The organism is Rhizobacter sp. P3_B12 (assembly GCF_056402895.1).
Genome location: NZ_JBFUGN010000958.1, coordinates 1 through 2,344, shown reverse-complemented (window position 1 = coordinate 2,344; position 2,344 = coordinate 1). Strand labels below are relative to the sequence as shown.

Annotated in this window: 2 protein-coding genes; one reads left to right on the top strand and one right to left on the bottom strand. The window is 70.0% G+C overall.

Translation table 11 applies throughout. The features are described from left to right. A partial coding sequence (locus tag AC1D01_RS30680; protein ID WP_477873177.1) for a M16 family metallopeptidase occupies nucleotides 1-1,173 on the top strand: 1,173 nt, incomplete at its 5' end. Nucleotides 1,174-1,187: 14 nt separating this feature from the next. Here the strand turns inward: AC1D01_RS30680 and AC1D01_RS30675 are convergent. After that, nucleotides 1,188-2,344 (bottom strand): GNAT family N-acetyltransferase (locus AC1D01_RS30675; protein ID WP_477873175.1); only part of this gene is annotated, 1,157 nt, incomplete at its 5' end.

Genomic DNA, 2,344 nt, shown 5'->3' with positions numbered 1-2,344 from the left:
ACGCTGCACTTCGGCACCGAGAAGAGCCTGCTCGGCCTGAACGACGTGCCGGACGTCACCGCGGCGCTGCTCGACAAGGGCACGAAGACGCTGACCCGCCAGCAGGTGCAGGACCGGCTCGACGAGCTGAAAACCGAGATGGGCGTCAGCACCGGCCCGGGGCGCGTCAGCGTCAGCCTGCTGTCGCGCCGCGAGACGCTGCCGCAGGCGATCGCGCTGGTGGCCGACCTGCTGCGCAACGCCAGCCTGCCGGCCGACGCGCTGGACGAGCTGAAGCGCCAGACGCTGGCCGCCATCGAGCAGCAGCGCAAGGAGCCCGAGAGCGTGGTCGACAACGCGCTCGGCCGCATCGGCAACCCGTACCCGCGCGGCGACGTGCGCTACGTGCGCAGCTTCGACGAGATGGTGCAGGACGTGAACGGCCTGACGCTCGCGCAGCTGCAGGCCTTCCACCAGCGCTTCTACAGCGCGGCGCACGCCGAGTTCGGCGCGGCCGGCGACATGGATGTGCCGGCGGTGAAGGCGGCACTGCAGGCGGCCTTCGGCAGCTGGCAGAACAGCGAGCCGTATGCGCGCGTGCTGCAGCCGCTGGTGCCGATCCCGCCGCAGCGCGTGGTGCTGCCGACGCCGGACAAGCAGAACGCGACGATGCTGGTGCGCCTGGGCGTGCCGCTGCAGGACACCGATGCCGACTACCCGTCGCTGATGATGGCCAACTACCTGCTCGGTTCGGGCGGCAACTCGCGGCTGTGGAAGCGCATCCGCGAGAGCGAGGGCCTGTCGTACGACGTGCGCAGCCGCATCAGCTGGAACAACCAGGAGCCGCATTCCGAATGGCAGGCGAGTGCGATCTTCGCGCCGCAGAACCAGCCCAAGGTCGAAGCCGCCTTCAAGGAGGAAGTGGCTCGCGCGCTGAAGGAGGGCTTCACGGCGCAGGAACTGGCCGAGGGCCAGCGCGGCCTGCTGGCCTTCCGCCGGCTGTCGCGCGCGCAGGACGGCAACCTGGCCGGCGCCATCGCGAGCAACGAGGAACTGGGCCGCACGTTTGCCGTGTCGGCCCGCGTCGACGACGCCTTGTCGAAGCTGACGCTGGAGCAGGTGAACGCCGCGCTGCGCACCTATGTGAAGCCGGACGCGTTCGTCAGCGGCTTCGCCGGCGACTTCAAGCCCTGATCAGTCTGGGTGGATCAGTCGGGTGAAGCGACGGGCGCCTGCTTGAACGGCAGGCGCTCGTTCAGCTCGTCGAGGTAGCCCTCGACCGCCGAGCCCTCGMGCGCGAGGAAATCGCCGACCGCCTCGGCGAACTGCGGGTGCGCGAGCCAGTGCGCCGACCAGGTCTGCACCGGCAGCAGGCCGCGCGCCATCTTGTGCTCGCCCTGCGCGCCGCCTTCGAAGCGGCGGAAACCGTGCTCGATGCACCACGCGAGCGGCTGGTAGTAGCAGGCCTCGAAATGCAGGCAGGAGATGTGCTCGGTCGCGCCCCAGTAGCGGCCGTAGGCGACACCGCGCGCCGCATCGACGCCGATCAGCGACACCGCGATGCGCTCGCCGTCTTTCCACGCGACGAACAGCACCCAGTTCTCCGGCATCGTGCGCGCCATGCGGGCGAAGAAGTCGCGCGTGAGGTAGGGCGTGGAGTGGTGGGCGCGGTAGGTGCGCACGTAGCAGCGGTAGAAGAAATCCCACAGGTCGTCGTCGATCTCGCGGCCGGCATGCGTCGYGAAGCTGACGCCGGCCTCGGCGACGCGGCGGCGCTCCTGCTGGATCTTCTTGCGCTTCTCGCGCTGCAGGCTGGCGAGGAAATCGGCGAACCCGTCATACGGCTGCGGCTCGCGGTTGACCCAGTGGAACTGCACGGTGCTGCGCATCATCCAGCCCATGTCGCGCGCGGCCTGCTGGTCGCGTTCGTCGAGGAACAGCAGGTGGGCCGACGACAGCTTCGCGTCGTGCGCGATGCGCATCATCGCGGACAGCAGCGCGCGGCGTGCGCCGTCGTCGCGTGCCATCAGCCGCGGGCCRGGCACCGGCGTGAACGGCACCGCGCCGAGCAGCTTCGGGTAGTAGCRCAGCCCGTGGCGCTGGTAGGCATCGGCCCAGGCCCAGTCGAACACGTACTCGCCGTACGAGTGGTCCTTCAGGTAGAGCGGGCAGGCGGCCATCAGTGAGCTGCCGTCCTCGATCAGCAGGAACTGCGGCATCCAGCCGGTCTCGGCGACGGCGCTGGCCGAGGCATGCAGCGCCGCCAGGTATTCGTGGCGCATGAACGGCGCGGCCGACGGCTGCGCGTCGAGCAGCGCGTTCCACGGCACGGCGTCGATCTCGCCGGGGTCGCCGACGACCCGGA